This is a genomic window from Streptomyces sp. NPDC001851 (assembly GCF_040297165.1).
Classification (GTDB): Bacteria; Actinomycetota; Actinomycetes; order Streptomycetales; family Streptomycetaceae; genus Streptomyces.
This window is the reverse complement of sequence record NZ_JBEOYR010000006.1, coordinates 145513-160730: the sequence shown is the minus strand read 5'-3', so window position 1 is coordinate 160730 and position 15218 is coordinate 145513. Positions and strand designations below refer to the sequence as shown.

At 73.0% G+C, this 15218-nt stretch carries 13 protein-coding genes, 2 tRNA genes and 1 pseudogene; 7 read left to right on the top strand and 9 right to left on the bottom strand.

The annotated features are described in order from the left end of the window. The first annotated feature begins 74 nt into the window (after window positions 1-74). Window positions 75-1376 (top strand): MFS transporter, encoded by a 1302-nt coding sequence (locus ABT171_RS10745; protein WP_351242030.1) that lies wholly within the window; start codon window positions 75-77, stop codon window positions 1374-1376. 168 nt (window positions 1377-1544) lie between these two features. Here the strand turns inward: ABT171_RS10745 and ABT171_RS10740 are convergent, their stop codons facing one another. Then, window positions 1545-1712 (bottom strand): hypothetical protein, encoded by a 168-nt coding sequence (locus ABT171_RS10740; RefSeq protein ID WP_351242028.1) that lies wholly within the window; start codon window positions 1710-1712, stop codon window positions 1545-1547. Between the two features lie 138 nt (window positions 1713-1850). On the opposite strand from ABT171_RS10740, the pseudogene ABT171_RS10735 reads away from it, so the two are divergent. Continuing rightward, window positions 1851-2069, top strand: a pseudogene (locus ABT171_RS10735) (hypothetical protein); the annotation flags it as partial. A 15-nt stretch (window positions 2070-2084) separates the two neighbouring features. Here the strand turns inward: ABT171_RS10735 and ABT171_RS10730 are convergent. Both ABT171_RS10730 and ABT171_RS10725 read right to left on the bottom strand, forming a co-directional pair. Then, window positions 2085-2648 (bottom strand): DUF6545 domain-containing protein, encoded by a 564-nt coding sequence (locus ABT171_RS10730; RefSeq protein WP_351242026.1) that lies wholly within the window; start codon window positions 2646-2648, stop codon window positions 2085-2087. Window positions 2649-3016: 368 nt separating this feature from the next. After that, a tRNA-Ala gene (locus ABT171_RS10725) sits at window positions 3017-3089 on the bottom strand. A gap of 183 nt (window positions 3090-3272) precedes the next feature. Here ABT171_RS10725 and ABT171_RS10720 point away from each other — a divergent pair. Together ABT171_RS10720 and ABT171_RS10715 are read left to right on the top strand one after the other, a co-directional pair. Next, the gene (locus ABT171_RS10720) at window positions 3273-3821 is read left to right on the top strand and encodes a helix-turn-helix domain-containing protein (protein WP_351242024.1); all 549 of its coding nucleotides are present in this window, start codon (window positions 3273-3275) and stop codon (window positions 3819-3821) included. A 220-nt stretch (window positions 3822-4041) separates the two neighbouring features. Then, entirely contained in the window at window positions 4042-5514 is a 1473-nt protein-coding gene (locus ABT171_RS10715) for a serine/threonine-protein kinase (protein WP_351242022.1), read from the top strand. Here ABT171_RS10715 and ABT171_RS10710 read toward each other — a convergent pair. Then, entirely contained in the window at window positions 5478-6773 is a 1296-nt protein-coding gene (locus ABT171_RS10710) for a hypothetical protein (protein ID WP_351242020.1), read from the bottom strand. The two genes, ABT171_RS10715 and ABT171_RS10710, sit on opposite strands and share 37 nt — an antisense overlap. A 225-nt stretch (window positions 6774-6998) precedes the next feature. Next, on the bottom strand, window positions 6999-7127 hold the full coding sequence (locus tag ABT171_RS10705) for a DLW-39 family protein (protein WP_003999697.1): 129 nt from the start codon (window positions 7125-7127) through the stop codon (window positions 6999-7001). 349 nt (window positions 7128-7476) lie between these two features. On the opposite strand from ABT171_RS10705, the gene ABT171_RS10700 reads away from it, so the two are divergent. Further along, entirely contained in the window at window positions 7477-7833 is a 357-nt protein-coding gene (locus ABT171_RS10700; protein WP_351242018.1) for a DUF6344 domain-containing protein, read from the top strand. 142 nt (window positions 7834-7975) lie between these two features. Beyond that, entirely contained in the window at window positions 7976-8794 is an 819-nt protein-coding gene (locus tag ABT171_RS10695; RefSeq protein WP_351242016.1) for a glycosyltransferase family 2 protein, read from the top strand. A 21-nt stretch (window positions 8795-8815) separates the two neighbouring features. Here the strand turns inward: ABT171_RS10695 and ABT171_RS10690 are convergent, their stop codons facing one another. After that, complete coding sequence (locus ABT171_RS10690) at window positions 8816-9004, bottom strand: ferredoxin (protein WP_351242014.1); 189 nt, start codon at window positions 9002-9004, stop codon at window positions 8816-8818. A gap of 139 nt (window positions 9005-9143) precedes the next feature. Then, window positions 9144-9623: a hypothetical protein gene (locus ABT171_RS10685; protein ID WP_351242012.1), complete on the bottom strand. Its 480-nt coding sequence runs from the start codon at window positions 9621-9623 to the stop codon at window positions 9144-9146. A gap of 438 nt (window positions 9624-10061) precedes the next feature. Between ABT171_RS10685 and ABT171_RS10680 the strand changes: the two genes are divergently transcribed. Continuing rightward, on the top strand, window positions 10062-14126 hold the full coding sequence (locus ABT171_RS10680; RefSeq protein ID WP_351242010.1) for an nSTAND1 domain-containing NTPase: 4065 nt from the start codon (window positions 10062-10064) through the stop codon (window positions 14124-14126). A gap of 201 nt (window positions 14127-14327) precedes the next feature. Here the strand turns inward: ABT171_RS10680 and ABT171_RS10675 are convergent. Both ABT171_RS10675 and ABT171_RS10670 read right to left on the bottom strand, forming a co-directional pair. Next, window positions 14328-14404 (bottom strand) — tRNA-Ile (locus tag ABT171_RS10675). Window positions 14405-14481: 77 nt separating this feature from the next. Further along, window positions 14482-15216: a DUF3566 domain-containing protein gene (locus ABT171_RS10670; RefSeq protein ID WP_351242008.1), complete on the bottom strand. Its 735-nt coding sequence runs from the start codon at window positions 15214-15216 to the stop codon at window positions 14482-14484. Window positions 15217-15218 lie beyond the last annotated feature (2 nt).

Below are 15218 nucleotides of genomic sequence, written 5' to 3'. Positions count from 1 at the left end.
GGCCGGGATGACGGAGGCGGCAGTCACGGCCGCCGTCCTCCCGGCCCTCCGCGTGCCGCCCGAGAGGAATGCTCATGACCACGACGGTCGTGCCAGGAGCCCTGGACACCGCCAGTAGTCGCCGGAGTCTGCGCAACGCGACGGTCGGCAACGTACTGGAGTGGTACGACTGGAACGTCTACGCCGTCTTCACGCCGTTCTTCGCGCCGCGGGTCTTCAACTCCCACGACGCGGCGGGTGCGCTGGTGCAGAGCCTGATGGTGTTCGCCGTGGGGTTCCTCACCCGCCCCTTGGGCGGGCTGGTGCTGGGGCGGTGGGGGGACCGGTTCGGCCGCCGCGCGGCACTGACCCTGTCGATGCTCCTCATGGCGGCCGGGAGCCTCCTCATCGCCCTGTGTCCCGCCTACTCCGCGGCAGGCCGGCTCGCACCCCTCACGATCCTGGTGGCGCGGCTGGCCCAGGGCCTGTCCGCGGGAGGCGAATTCGCCGCGTCGTCGGCGTACGTGGTGGAGATCGCACCGCCGGGCCGCAAGGGCCTCTACTCCAGCGTGATCTACGTGAGCAACGCGCTGGGAAACCTCCTCGCGGCGCTGCTCGGTGTGGTCCTGATCCGGGCCCTCGCACCGGAGCAGATGAACACCTGGGGCTGGCGCGTCCCCTTCCTCCTGGGAGCCGGGCTCGCCTGCTACGCGTTCGTCCTGCGGCGGCGGATGATCGAGTCCCACCTCACCGGGCCCACCTCCGCCGAAGCGGACCAGGAACGCCGTCCCCCCGTCCACAAGGCGCTGCTGAGCAGGCCAGGGGCACTGTGGAAGGTCGTCGGCTACACCCTCTCGGGCACCGTCGTCTACTACACATGGGTGGTGTTCCTCCCGTCGTACGCGGCGGCCGACGGCCACATCACCCGGTCCGCCGCGCTCCTCACCACCACGGTCGCGCAGGTACTGTTCATCGGCGTACTCCCCCTGACGGGCATGCTCGCCGACCGCGTCGGGACCAAGCCGCTCCTGCTGACGTTCGCCACGGCCTTCACCGTGCTCACCGTTCCGCTGCTGGCTCTGGCGCCGAAGTCGTTCACCTGGCTTCTGGCCGTCGAGTGCGCCGGGCTGGTCCTGTTCTCCGGCTACGGCGCCATCGCCCCGCTGATCATGGCGGAGCAGTTCCCGCCCGGATCACGCGTCACCGGGATCGGCATCCCCTACGGGCTCACGGTCTCCGTCTTCGGAGGTACGGCCCCCTACCTCGCGGCAGCCGCCGCAAACGCCGGGCACGCGGCCCTGTACTCGGCCTATGTGGCCCTGGCGAGCGTGGCGAGTCTCGGGTTCTTCGCCCGGATCCGCCGACCGCACACCCCACCGGAGTCCCTGCCCCACTAGACATCACGGCGTGTTCGCCGTCACGCAGGTCCAGCCGGTGCCAGACGAGCAGATCGGCACCGGGACCCGTGGGCCGGGAACGGCTGAAGACATGTGTGTCGACGCCCCGGCCGATGCCGGTGGACCCGCCGATCACGACGGCGGTGGCGTGCTTGCGCAGCCGGACGCTCATGCGCCCGCCCGCACGGACGCGGCCGGGGCACGGCCTTCCCGGGCTTCCTCCCGCGACAGGCGGGTGGCGGCGCGGAGTTCGGACGGGGTGACGTCGTCCACGAAGCGGTGCCGGCCGATCCCGGCGGGCAGCGGCAACCGCTGGCGGCCGTCGCGGTGGCGCACGGTGTCGCGCAGCTCGTGCTGCGGCTGCTGGACGAGCCGGCGACCCGCACCGACCTCCGGAGGTGCACGCCGGCCACCCGGGCGAGGGCGCGGTGCTGACCGGCCCGGCCCGCGTCGGAGGCGAAGGCGTACGACATCGTGGTGGACGCCGGCGGCGCCCCGGACCTGATCGAGGCGGTCCGCCCCGGCAGCACGTTCCTCACCCTCACCCCGTTCAGCGCGCCTGATCCGGCCCGGCGCCCGGATGTGGAGTTCACCCTCGTCGGGGTGGAGCTGAACCGCGACGATCTGGCCGAGGTGGCCGACCGTGCCGCCCGCGACGCCGGTCTGCGACAGCGGACAACCGTCCTCCCCTTTGCGGACGCATACGAATCACATCGCCGGCTGGAGGCCGGCGGCTTCCGCGGCAAGTTCGCCCTGGTGCCATGGTCCGGGGCCGCCGGGGGCCGTACGGCCCGTCTTTCCGGCCCGGTCAGCCCGGCCGGCGCGCCGTCGGGCACGCCGGTCCGTCCGGCTTACGGGCCGGTGCAGGGCACGCTCGGTGATCAGTGCCGCCGCGCGCGGCTCCGTCGGCAGGGCCGCGCCGGCGCGGGGCAACTCCTCGGCGGCCGGCCGGAGATGCGGGCCCAGCCGGGTCAGCCCGTCCCGGCACTCGACATAACGCCGGTACGTCGCCGAGGCGTAGTCCGCGACCGACAGCAGCCGGTGCCCGGCGGCCATGCCCGCCAGGCACACCGTGCACAACGCCGACTCCGGGGAACACAGGGCCATACGGCGGTTGATCGGGCGTTCCCGCAGAAAGGAGACCATGAGGCAGAGCCCGACCAGGACCAGCGCGTTGTAGCCGAACTGTCGGTCCCCGCGGTGGCCGCCACGGCTCGTCGATGCCGTGGCGCTGGGCCCGGCGGCCCAGCAGGATCGCCTGGAGATCAGCATCCCGACCGGCGCATCAGCTGACGGCTGTGGGCCGCAGTCAATTTACGTGAGCAAGTGGTGTGCCTGAAGGTCTTCCCGGCGTTCGTCACGAAGACGTAACGCCACGTGACGCATGGCCGGGCGGGTACGCACTCGGTACCGGATCTTCATGCCCGCAGGAGTTCGCGACGGGCTCCCTCTCCGGTCCGCGACAGCACCGGAACCCGCAACCGGATCTCCGGCTCACCCCGGCGGGAGAGGCAAGATCCAGCCAACCTTTCGGGAGCCGGGACCTCCCCCCGCCTCCAGGCGCCACCGAGCTACCCGCCCATGGGCGCGAAAAACGCCCCCTGAACCGCGTTTCGGCAGGTCAGAGGGCGTTTACCGGGTGGAGCCTAGGGGAGTCGAACCCCTGACATCCGCCATGCAAAGACGGCGCTCTACCAACTGAGCTAAGGCCCCGGAAAGCAGCGGCCTGCCGGAGGAACCACGTTCCGGCGGGCGCCGCAGACCAGAGTACCGGGTCACCCCGGGTATCCCGCAAAAAGATTGGGGGTCCCCACGGATGACCACTCTCCGTAAGATGCTCGACGTGGTTCGCTACAGCGAACCACGGTTTTTTAGGGGAAGCGATGGGGAGACGCAATGGACGCCGCACAGCAGGAAGCCACCGCGAGAGCGCGGGAGCTGCAGCGGAACTGGTACGGGGAGCCGTTGGGGGCGCTCTTCCGTAAGCTGATCGACGATCTCGGGCTCAACCAGGCCCGTCTCGCCGCGGTGCTGGGACTGTCCGCTCCGATGCTCTCGCAGCTGATGAGCGGCCAGCGCGCGAAGATCGGCAATCCCGCCGTGGTCCAGCGGGTGCAACTGCTGCAGGAGCTGGCGGCCCAGGTCGCGGACGGCAGTGTCAGCGCCGCCGAGGCGACCGAGCGCATGGACGAGATCAAGAAGTCGCAGGGGGGCTCCGTGCTCAGCAACACCACACAGACCACGAGCGGTTCGGGCGCGCCGACGGTCAAGCGGGTGGTCCGCGAGATCCAGTCGCTGCTGCGCTCGGTGGCCGCCGCGGGTGACATCATCGACGCCGCGGACAGCCTCGCCCCGACCCACCCCGAACTGGCCGAGTTCCTGCGGGTCTACGGCGCCGGCCGCACCTCCGACGCCGTCGCGCACTACCAGTCCCACCAGAACTGAGGACCCACGGCCCGGTGCCCCGGACGGGGTACGGCACCGGGCCAGGGATCAGGTCAAGGCCCAGGCACCGGGAGGCGCGGGGGACGGGGCCGCGCACGGGGCCGGGACGCACGGACGGCGTCGGCTGGTGAAGTCGGGGCCGGCGTGACGGACGGGAATCGCGGGGAAGTAAGGGGCTGGGGGACGAGCCGCGGGCCAGGGGGAGGAGCGATGGGCTGCCATGGGTGAGGTGTTCGCCGGACGCTATGAGCTGGCCGACCCGATCGGACGCGGGGGCGTGGGCGCCGTATGGCGGGCCTGGGACCACCGCCGACGGCGTTATGTGGCCGCCAAGGTGCTCCAGCAGCGCGACGCCCACTCCCTGCTCCGCTTCGTACGGGAGCAGGCCCTGCGGATCGATCACCCCCATGTCCTCGCCCCGGCCAGCTGGGCCGCCGACGACGACAAGGTCCTCTTCACCATGGACCTGGTGGCCGGCGGCTCGCTGGTCCACCTCGTGGGCGACTACGGCCCGCTGCCGCCGGCGTTCGTGTGCACCCTGCTCGACCAGCTCCTGTCCGGTCTCGCCGCCGTCCACGCCGAAGGCGTCATCCACCGGGACATCAAGCCCGCCAACATCCTTCTCGAAGCCACCGGAACCGGCAGGCCCCGGCTGCGGCTGTCCGACTTAGGGATCGCCATGCGGCTCGGCGAACCCCGGCTGACGGAGACCAACCTCGTGGTGGGCACGCCCGGTTACCTGGCGCCCGAGCAGATGCTCGGCTCGGAACCCGACTTCCCCGCCGACCTGTTCGCCGTGGGCCTGGTCGCGCTGTATCTGCTCGAAGGCGCCAAGCCTGACGCCAAGGCGCTCGTGCAGTACTTCGCGGAGCGGGGGACGCCCGGCCCGCCCAAGGGCGTACCGGAACCGCTCTGGCAGGTCGTCGCCACGCTGCTCCAGCCCGACCCGGCCGCGCGGTTCCGCACCGCCACGGGGGCGCGCAAGGCCCTCGCCGCCGCCGCGGAACTGCTGCCGGAGCCGGAGCCGGACGACGAGCTGATCGAGATCTTCGACCAACTCCCGCCGCTTCCTCCGGGGTTCGCCCCCGACGGGCCGCTCAAGAGGGCGTCCGGAGTGGCCCTGGGACTGGTTGCGGAGGGGGATGCGGATGCCTTTCCGCATACGGATGCCGATCCGGATCCGCGTACGGATGCCGATCCGGATGCGTATGCGGATACAGGTACGGATGGCGGCCCGGGCGCCGGTTCCCCCGCTGCGGCCGACAGGTCGAGGCCCGCTCGCACCAGCAGCACCCTGAGCACCCCTGGCACCGAAAGCACCACCGGCTCCCTCTCCGACACCGGCAGTTTCCGTCTGCCGCCGCCCCAGGAGCAGGTACCCCGGGCCGCCGGCGCCCCCGCCCCAGACGCTCCGTACGTCCCGCAGCCCTCCTTCCTCCCCCAACCCCCGCTGCACCAGCCGTACTTCTCCTCCCACACCCCCTCCCCGAGCCCGGTGCAGGCACCTCACGTCGATGCCTCCACCGCCTCGTACACCGCTCAGGACGTGCGGGTTCCCGCTCCGGCCCGGCACAGGGCGCGCCGTGCGCGCCGGAGTGACCGGCCCGGGCCGCCGGCCAGGGCCGCGATCCCGCTTCTGCTGCTGGCGCTGGCCTGCTACGCCGTGGGCTTCTGGGCGCTGACCCGCGTCTGAGTCCGCCGGGCCGCCACCGTCCAGCCGGCCAGCACCGCCAGCAGCACGGTTCCCAGGCCGATCCCGCCGATCGCGACCAGCTTCATCACGGGGTCGCCGCCCCCGCCGCCGGGGCTGCCGGTGACTGCCGCCTCCCGGTCCTGCTGCGTGACCGTGAACACGTCACCCGGCACGGGCCTCCCGGCGTACCGCGGCCCCGCCTGCGCCTGCCCGGCCACCCGGACCCTCAGCGTCACACCGAACGGCCCCGGCCCGAACAGGCCGGTCATCCGCTCGCTGAGGTGCAGGACCAGGTAGTAGTCGCCGGCGAAACGGACGGACGTCACGGCGGCGGGCGCGGCATAGCGGTTGGCGTACTCGACCGGCGGCAGCGGGGCGAGCACCGCGGGTTTCCGGATGCCGGTGTAGCCGACGGCGGTGTCCTCGACGTAGCCGCGGACGGGGTTGTAGACGGACAGGTTCAGGGCGCCGCCGACGTAGCCGTGGCCCTGGGCGCCGTCCAGTTCGACGGAGGCGTGCAGTTGGCGGCCCCAGTCGACCGGCACCTTGTAGAACCGTGTCTCGCCGGGCACCAGCGCGGTCCGCCAGACCCCCTGGTCCAGCGGGCGGGCCGAGGCGAAGCCGGTGCCGCCGGGACGGTCGCGGGGCTCACCGGCGGGCGGCTCGGGCGTGGCGGAGTCCCAGCCCTGCGGCGCGGAGGTGGCCCCGGCCCGGGCCGGGCGCGGTTCCGTGACGGGCGCGATCTCCAGGCCCCAGCGCTGCGCCGGGGCCGCCGTACCCGAGCCCTCGGCGTCCAGGCGCTGGACGAGCACGTAGTACGTCCCGCCGCCCCGGCACACCGTCCTGCCCGCCTCCCGCTGCCCCAGCGCGGTGACCGGGCGCGCGCTGAGTCCGGCGCCGAAGCGGGCGGAGGCGAAGGAGCAGGGGGTGCCGTGCGCGTCCCGGACGGACACCTTGATGCCGTCGGTGGCGGACACGGGGGTGTCCGGTGGGGGTACGGCGGTGACGGGGACGTACGCCGTGTCGGCGGCCGTGAGGTCGAGCCGGTAGGAGAGCTCGCCGTTCCTCGGCAGGGAACTGCGGTAGACACGGCCGGGGGCCAGCCGTTCGGCCGTGCCGGTGCCCGCCGCGCCCGCGACGGTGCGGGCGCCGGGCGTGAAGCCGTACGACTGCGGTCGCGGGGAGCCGGCGGCGGCGGACGCGGTGCCGGCCGGCAGGAGGAGCAGCGCGCACAGCCCCGGCACCAGGGCCGTCCGCACCGGGCCGGGGACCGCCCGGCGACCGTACCGCCGCCACCACGCCGTACGTCGCCCTCGCCCCCGCACCTGCGCCCTCCCCTGTCGTCACCGTACGGACGCGTTCCATCCTGCCCCGAGCGCCCTCGCCCCATCCGGGCAACGCCTACCGCAGCCGGCGCGTCCCCGCAACACAAAACCCCGACCGCGAGGGGCGGTCGGGGTCTGTTCAGACTCTGGTATCGGCACTCACGAACCCGTGGGCACGGAGTCAGTCGCCTCCGTCCACAGGTCCTGCTCGGCGCGATCCGCCTGGATCTGGCGGTACACGAGGAGCCCGCCGATGGCGGCCAGTGCGACCAGGAGCAGCTTCTTCACCGCGCGACCTCGTCTTTCCTTGACGTAGGGGACCTCTGGCGCCCGACTATACACACCGACCGATATCGATCGGTGACCTGCGTCGGGCCCCAACTTCCGCCTCCGGTACAGCAGTAGACCAGGTCCGGCGCCGTTCCGATCGGAGGGTGATCACACCTCCACGGACGGTTACTTTGCGCCCTTTTCGCTCGTCCTCACGAGGTTTCAGGGGCTTTCCGGCGTCCTTGCGTCCATCCGGGTGGTGTTCATCGGAACATCAACGCGCCACGGGCGTCGGTCCACCACTTCGCGCCCCACATACACATCATGAGGAAAGTACGCAAATCGCCCAACCCGAAAGTGAGGGGCCATGACCGAGAACAAGGTCATGAAGCTGTGGACCGCCATCGTCACCGCCTTCTTCGCGCTCTGCACGGCGCTCGGACTCGTCGCCGCCTCGTCCGCCACGACCGCGGCGGCCGCACCCCGGAGCGAGAACCCCCGTACCGGCACCGCGCACCGCACCATCCCGGCGGTCCCGACGATCCCGGCGGCACACCAATGGGCCTGGTCCCACGGCAGGGCCCTGCCCCCCACGATGAAGCAGCGCATCCGGGCCGAGGCCCACGGAAAGTCCCCGAGGTGCCGGCACCGGCCCCTCGACGAAGGCCAGGCGGAGACCGTGACCATCCCCGAACAGGCCTCGGCGGCCAGACTCGACTGCTGATACCTCCCGCCCCTCGCGGTACCGCAACGTCTCGACATACGGCGACTTGCGTACGCACCAGTCGAAACGGAAAGACCCCCCGGCCGGGCTGGCCGGGGGGTCTCGCGCTGTTCCCGCCCATGAGCTGTTGTTACCTGGGACCATGACCGACACACCGACCACGCCCGCGCACAAGGTGGCGCGTGCCGCCGCGCCCCGGCGCATCACCGTCGTCACCGCTGTCCACGCCCCGTCCGCGCGGTTCCTGCCGGACGCCTACGCCTCCCTGTGCGAGCAGCGGCTTCCCGGCGGCTGGGAGTGGGAGTGGGTGATCCAGGAGGACGGTACGACGGACCGGGTCCGCCCCCATGTCCCGGACGACGCGCGGGTGAGCTTCGGCCAGGGACGGCCGGGCGGGCCCGGAGTCGCCCGTACGATCGCGCTGGCGCGCGCGGGGGGCGCGTATGTGAAGGTCCTGGACGCCGACGACCAGCTCACGCCGGGCGCGCTGGCCCGCGATCTGGCCGTGCTGGAGGCGGATCCCACCGTCGGCTGGACGACGTCCCGGGTGCTCGACCTGCTGCCCGACGGCACGACGACGGGTTTTCCCGGCGACCCGGAGGACGGCCCGCTCGAACGCGGGGCCGTGCTCGGCCCATGGAAGCGGAACGGCTTCCGCGCGCCGGTCCATCCGGCGAGCCTGTGCGTCCGGCGGCAGCTGCTCCTCGCGCTCGGCGGCTGGATGGCCCTGCCGGCCTCCGAGGACACGGGCCTGCTGCTGGCGCTGGACGCGGTGAGCCGCGGCTGGTTCTGCGCGGAGGCCGGCCTGCTGTACCGCAAGTGGGAGGGCCAGGTCACGGGGCAGGCGTCGCATGTCGACCCCGTCGAGCGCGAGGCCCGCATGGCGGTCGCCGAGGCCCGGGCCCGCGCGCTGGCCGGCCTCACCTGGGCCTACCCGGCCGGCCCACCGTCCGCTGCATGAGCCGGGCGACCGCCCTCCCCCTCACTCACCGAGCAGAATCGCCTGCGAGGGGCACTTCTCGGCCGCTTCCCTGACCTGCGGGTCGTCGGCGGACTCGGCCCGGCCCGGCCGTACGACCCCGTACCCGTCCTCGAACGCGAACACGTCCGGCACCCGGTGCGCGCACTCGGCGGAGCCGTAGCACAGGGCGCGGTCGACGGAGACCGTCATATGTCCTCCAGTCGTCAACGACCCCGGCCGACGGTTCCGGCCGCGGGTCCACTCGCTGACCTCCAGACCGTCCCTGCCCCCCGAACCCCATCCCCAACCGACCCCCACCCACCGACCCCACGCCCCGAACCCCCGACCGTCACCGCTCCCCACCCCCCAGCGAGAGCCAGTGGGCCACCCGGCGGACCGTGGGTTCGTCGAGCAGGTCGGTCATGACCCGTACCGCCTCGTCGTCCTCGGCGCTCAGGTCGTACAGGCCCGCCTTGCCCAGAGCCGCCATGAGCACCTGGTGCCGGCGGTCGGTCATGCGTTCCGCGAGCTTGGGCGGTTCGCCCGAGCCGGGCACGGGCCGGCCGGTCGTGACGGCGGGGGCGGGTTCCCTGGCGGCGGCCGGGATGTCGTAGAGGCGCCAGGCACCGTCCTCGGGCCCCCACAGCGCCACCGCCACCTCCTCGCCGCGCGCCCGCACGGTCCGGGTCATGTCCCCGACGGCGTACAGCACGGGATCCCGGTCGGGCGACTCGGCGCCCACCGTCCAGGAGTCCCGCGCGGGCTGGTGGAACATCGCGACCCAGCGCGGAGCACCGGGCGGTCGCGGGCACGGGGGACGCTTCTGCATGTCACTCACCCCTTCGGGAACAGCCGGACTCAGCCCTTTGGGAAGAACAGGCGGAAGGGACCATATCTGATGGGTCGTCAGGTATCCAGGGAGAGACCACACAGCCCCCGCCCGTCCGGCACCGGTCCCTCCCCTCGTGGGGACCGGTGCCGGACGGTGCGGGGTGTCGACCCGTGCCGCGTCGGCTCGGCGCGGGTCGAAGAGGGAATGAAGTTGGCCGAGATGTGTCGGTGCCATGGGTCGTCTCTTCGAACGCAGGTCCGTGGCCTGTCCGGACGGTGTTCACGAGGTCCGCCGACGGATCCGGATCCTGCCATCTGTTGTCCGCGCCGAGGAGACCGCAGCGCCCCAGCCCTGTGCTTATCCGCAGGTCAGACGTATAGGGTGGGTTTTCCGGTCCGGACGTCCAGGCACGGGGGGAAGTAAAGGGGTGGGACCTTGAGTTCCGACTCAGGGACACGCACAGCTTTCGCCGAGCGGCTCGCGCTGCTGTACAAGGAGGCTGGAAATCCTCCCCTCAAGAGCGTCGCCGAGGCGGTCGTACGGCTCCAGCGGATCGACGAGCGCGGGCGGCCCGTGCGGGTGTCCGCGCAGCGGATCAGCGACTGGCGCCGGGCCAGGAACGTGCCCGCCCAGTTCACCGCCCTCGCGGCGGTGCTGCACATCCTGATCCCGGAGGCACGGCGGCTGCGGCCCTCACCGGTGTCCACGGGCCTGTACGACCTCGCGCACTGGCAGCGGCTGTGGGAGCGCGCGCTGGCCGACCCGGTCGGCGACCGGCCCGCACCGCCCGCCGAGGAGAACCGGCCGCCGCCCGCCCAGGACCCGTCCGTCGCCGGGGGCGTGTGCCCCTACCGCGGGCTGGCGCCGTACCGGCAGGAGGACGCCCGCTGGTTCTTCGGCCGGGAACGGAGCACGAGCGCGCTCGTCGCCCAGCTGCGCGCCGCGGAGCGGACCGGCGGCCTGGTGATGCTGGTGGGCGCCTCGGGAGCAGGGAAGTCGTCCCTGCTCAACGCCGGCCTGGTGCCCGCCGTCCGCGGCGGCGCCCTGCGCGACGGCCAGGGCACGGGCACGGCGCCGCCGCCCTCCGGGGACGGCACCGCCGACCGCGTGCTGCACCTCGTGCCCGGCGCCGACCCCCTGGGCGAGCTGGTGCGCCGCATCCCCGACCTCACCGCGGTCGCCGCCGACGCACGCCGGGCCGAGCAGGAGGCCACGGAGAATCCGGCGGTTCCCGGCTCCGACGCACCGCGCGTGGCGCGGGCGGCACGGGAGGCCGTGGCGGCGTGGGCACGCCGCGAGGGGGGCGGCGCGGGCCGGCCGGTCGTGATCGTGGACCAGTTCGAGGAGGCGTTCACCCTCTGCCCCGACGAGGCGGACCGGCGTACGTTCCTCCAGCTCCTGCACGCCGCCTGCACCCCGCCCGCCGGCGCGGACGGTCCCGCCCCGGTGCTCGTCGTCCTCGGCATCCGCGCCGACTTCTACGAGCAGTGCCTCGGCTACCCGGAACTCGCCGACGCGCTCCAGCACCGGCACATGGTGCTCGGCCCGCTGACCAGCGCCGAACTGCGCGACGCGGTGACCGGACCGGCCAAGGCGGTGGGGCTGGAGCTGGAACCGGGGCTCGCCGAGCTGATCGTCCGCGAGGTGAGCGCCGACGGTCCGCGCGGGGCGCACGACGCGGGCGTGCTTCCGCTGCTCTCGCACGCCCTGCTCGCCACCTGGCAGCGCCGCAAGGCCGGACGGCTGACACTGGCCGGCTACCGCGCGGCGGGCGGGATCCAGGGGGCCGTCGCGGCCACCGCCGAGCGCGCCTGGTCGGGGCTGGACCCCGCGGCCCGTACGGCCGCCCGGCTGCTCCTGCTGCGGCTGGTGAGGCTGGGCGAGGACACCCAGGCCACCCGTCGGCGCGGCACCCGGCGGCAGCTGGCGCAGGAGTCGGCGGACCCCGGCAAGACGGAGGAGTCCCTGGAGGCCCTCGTACGGGCCCGGCTGGTGACGCTGGACGCGGACACCGTGGAGATCACCCATGAGGCGCTGCTGCACGCCTGGCCCCGGCTGCGGCACTGGATCGACGACGACCGGGGCGACCAGCTGCTGCGCCAGCGGCTGGAGGAGGACGGCCGGGCGTGGGAGGACTCGGGCCGGGACAGCTCGCTGCTCTACCGGGGTTCCCGGCTGGAGCAGGCGCGCAGCTGGGCGAGGTCGGCCGGGGACACGTATCTGACCCGCAGCGCGGTGGAGTTCCTGGCCGCGGCGGTCCGGCTGCGCAAGCGCACGGTGTGGCTCAGCCGCACCGCGGTGGCGGCGCTGGTGGCCCTGGCCCTGGTCGCGGGCGGTACGGCGGTGATCGCCTGGAAGCAGCGGGACGACGCCGTGTTCGAGCAGGTGCTCGCCGAGGCCGACCGGGTGGAGCGCACGGATCCGTCCCTGGCCGCCCAGCTCGACCTGGTCGCCCATCGGCTGCGCCCGGACGACGAGGGGACGTACAGCAGGCTGATCTCGATCGTGAACGCGCCGCTGGCCACCCCGCTGTCCGGCCACACCGGTGCCGTCTACCTCACCTCGTTCAGCCCCGACGGCAAGACCCTGGCCACGGCCAGCTACGACCGCACCGTCCGGCTGTGGAACGTGGCCGACCGGAGCCACCCCAAGCCCCTCGGCAGGCCGCTGACCGGCCACACCAGCTGGGTGAGCAGCGCCGTCTTCAGCCCGGACGGGCACACGCTGGCGAGCGCCGGCGACGACGGCACGATCCGGCTGTGGAACGTCACCGACCCCGCCCGCCCGAAGGCGCTGGGCAAGCCGCTCGCCGGCCACCGGGGCACGATCTACCTGGTCGCCTTCAGCCCCGACGGACGCACGCTGGCCTCGGCCGGTGAAGATCACACGGTACGGCTGTGGAACGTGGCCGACCCGCGCCGGCCGGGTGCGCTCGGCGCCCTGCGCGGGCACAGCGCGGCGGTGCGCAGCGTGGCGTTCAGCCCGGACGGACACACCCTCGCGGCGGGCGGCGACGATGACACGATCCTGCTGTGGAACACGGCCGACCCGCGCCGGCCGGAGCAGTACCGCACCGTGCTGAAGGGTCACACGGACCTCGTGCACTCGGTGGCGTTCAGCCCGGACGGGCACACCCTCGCCTCCGGCAGCGCGGACAACACGATCCGGCTGTGGAACGTCACCGCCCCCGCCTCGGCGACCGCGCTCGGTCCCCCGCTGACCGGCCACACCGCACCGATCTGGTCGGTGGCCTTCAGCCCGGACGGCAGCAGACTGGCCGCCGCGAGCGCGGACAGCACGGCGAGCCTGTGGAACGTCAGCGACCCCTCGTCCCCGTCACAGGTCGGGGAGCCGCTCGCGGGCAGCAGCGGGGAGATGTACGCCCTGGGGTTCAGCCCCGACGGACGGACCCTGGCCACCGGCAGCGGCGACAGCAAGGTGCGTCTGTGGTCGCTGCCGACCTCGGACATCATCGGCCGCACCGGTGCGTTCCGGCCGGACGGACAGGTGCTGGGCACGGCGGCGCGGGACGGCAGGCTCCGGCTGTGGAACGTGGCGCGGCCCGACCGGCCGGTGCTGCTGAGCAGGCCGTTCATGCGGGGGGACGCCGGCCATCGTGCGCTGCGGTTCTCCCCCGACGGCCGCGTCCTCGCCGTCCTCACCTACGACCACACGGTGTACCTGTGGAAGGTCGGCGATCCGTCCCACCCGGTCGCCGCCGGTGCGCCCATCGCCCTGCGGACCCGCTTCGCGGGGCCGGCCACACTCGCCTTCAGCCCGGACGGCCGCACCCTGGCCACCGCCTACGACGACACCACCGTCCGGCTGTGGGACATCACCGACCCCGCGCACCCCACCGCGCTCGGCAGGCCGCTGACGGGCCACCGGGGCTACGTCAACGCGATCGCCTTCAGCCCCGACGGCCGGACCCTCGCCTCCGGCAGCGCGGACAGCACGGTCCGCCTCTGGAACGTCACCGACCCGGCCCGGCCGGCCGCGCTGGGCCGGCTCACGGACCACTCGGGACCGGTCAACGCGATCGCCTTCAGCCCCGACGGGCAGGTGCTGGCCAGCGGCAGCGACGACGACACGGTCCGGCTGTGGAACGTCGCCCACCCCGCCGCGGCGACCGCGCTGGGCGCACCGCTCACCGGCCACACCGAGGCGGTCAAGCTGCTGACGTTCAGCCCGGGCGGGCACGTGCTGGCCAGCGGTGGCAACGACAACACCGTCCGGCTGTGGAACGTCACCGACCCCGCCTCGGCGGCCCCCATCGGCCAGTCGATGAGCCCCAACGCCAGGTCGGGCACCTTCCTGTCGTTCAGCCGCAGGAGCAACGTCCTCGGTCTCTCCAGCGGCACCGACACGGTCCGCCTGTGGAGCCTGGACGCCACCGCGGCGATCGAGCACATCTGCGCGGTCACCCGGGGCGAACTGACCCCGCAGAAGTGGCACGAGTACCTGCCCCGCCTCTCCTACGACCCACCCTGCGGCCCTTGAGCGGACCAACCTGACTTATTCCTGCCCTATTTCCCCCGTCGGCCGCCCAGTCTTGTTACCCTTGGCCACAGCCCGATCGCTGGTGCATCCCCCGTCGCCAGCGGTCGGGCCTTTCTCATGCCCGCGACTCGTCGACACGCGCACAGGAGAACGAGCACATGAAGAAGACCCCCGATCCATCCGGACCGGGGGTCTTCTCGCTGGTGGGGCTAACAGGATTTGAACCTGTGGCCTCATCCTTATCAGGGATGCGCTCTAACCAACTGAGCTATAGCCCCGCCGCGCTGTGCGGTGTGTGTCCCGCGCGCTGACTCCTGAAGATTAGCGCACGACCACGTCAGTCCCAAAATCGCGGTCATTCGTCCTCCGCCAGGGTCAGCTCGATGCCGCCCACGAAGCCCGCGGAGAGGTTGTAGATGAACGCGCCGAGCGTCGCGAGGGCCGTGGCCAGGACCACGTCGATGACCGCGATGACCGTCGTGAACATCAGGACGTGGGGGAGCGACAGGAACGCCTGGAGGTCGAAGCCGTTCGCCTCGTTCGAGCCGGTCGCCTCCGAGATCGTGCCGCCCACCGTCGAGAACACGCCCATCGCGTCCATGACCATCCACAGCACCGCCGAGGCGACGATCGTGCAGATGCCGAGCGCGATGGAGAGCAGGAAGCTGACCTTCATCACCGACCACGGGTCGGCCTTGGCCACGCGCAGCCGGGCCTTGCGGGTGCGCGGCGCGGTGCGCGCCCCGGTACGGGGACGGCGTACGGCGCCGGCCGGGGCCTGCGCCGGATAGGCCTGCGGCGGGTGGTAGGGCCCGGCGGGCTGCTCCGGGCGCCGCTCACCGGGGAGCGGGGACGCCGGCTGGGCCTCGCCGGCCGCGGCCGGGCCTCGGGTGTCCGTCACAGTGCCCCCCTGGGGTCCAGACGTGCCGGGGGAGTCCGGACCGGACGCCTGCACCGGCTTCAGGTTGGTCGTGTGCGGGTCGGTCGCGCTCCCCGCACCCGTCCCGTTCGCGGCGGAGCCACGGCCGCCGCCGTCCGTTTCCGTACCCGTGGAGGTACCGGCCGATCCGGCGCCCGTGGCTCCGCTCACGA